General features: G+C 74.4%; 1 protein-coding gene. It reads left to right on the top strand.

What is annotated here, in order from left to right; all coding sequences use genetic code 11:
• Positions 1–299: 299 nt before the first annotated feature.
• A partial coding sequence (locus DT057_RS35050) for a lytic transglycosylase domain-containing protein (RefSeq protein WP_203236471.1) occupies positions 300–785 on the top strand: 486 nt, incomplete at its 3' end.

Raw genomic sequence — 785 nt, 5'->3', positions numbered from 1 at the left:
GCGGCTTCGGCGGGCCAGGCGGCGGCTTCGGGGGCGGCCGGCGCTGAGGCCTGCCGAATCAGCGGGGCGGCGCCGGCCCGGCGCGGTGGCGTTTCCGGGAGCATCCGGCGCGCGCGGGGCCCCGCATTGTGCCTGCCGGGCCACACCGCACTGCGAAACCGCCAAGGCGCGCGGCTCAGTTAACGGCCAAGTTGCTCGGGGAACGGCCAAGTCTCTTTCCCGCCGCATTTGGCCCGGAGCACGATGGGCCACCGTGGCTTGCGGGTGACCGCAGCTGCCACCCAAGCTCCGGGTCCTGCATGCACAAGCGCCTCCTTCTCGCCGTCGCCGCCGTCGCGGCGCCGCTCCCGGCCCTGGCGCTCGAGAGCCCCGCCCGCGACAACATCGACGCGCTGATCGAGGCCCACGCGAAGGCGAACGGCGTCCCGGCGAGCTTCATCCACCGCGTGGTGAAGCGCGAGAGCGGGTACAATCCCCGCGCCGTCGGGCGGGGCGGGGCGCTCGGCCTGATGCAGATCAAGCACGGCACCGCCCGGGCCCTGGGCTACGGCGGCCCGGCCTCGGGCCTGCTCGACGCCAAGGTCAACCTCACCTACGGCGTCGCCTACCTGGCCGGGGCCTACAAGACCGCCCGCGGCAACGAGACCCAGGCCTACAGCTACTACGCCCGGGGCTACTACTACGCCGCCAAGCGGGCCGGCATCCGCAGCGACGTGGCGGAGCTCGAGGCGCCGCCGGCGCCCGCGCCCGCGAACCCGCTCGGGCGCTTCTTCAGCAGCGTCTTC

The sequence above is a fragment of the Methylobacterium crusticola genome (assembly GCF_003574465.1).
GTDB lineage: Bacteria > Pseudomonadota > Alphaproteobacteria > Rhizobiales > Beijerinckiaceae > Methylobacterium > Methylobacterium crusticola.
This window is presented reverse-complemented; position numbering and strand designations above follow the sequence as displayed.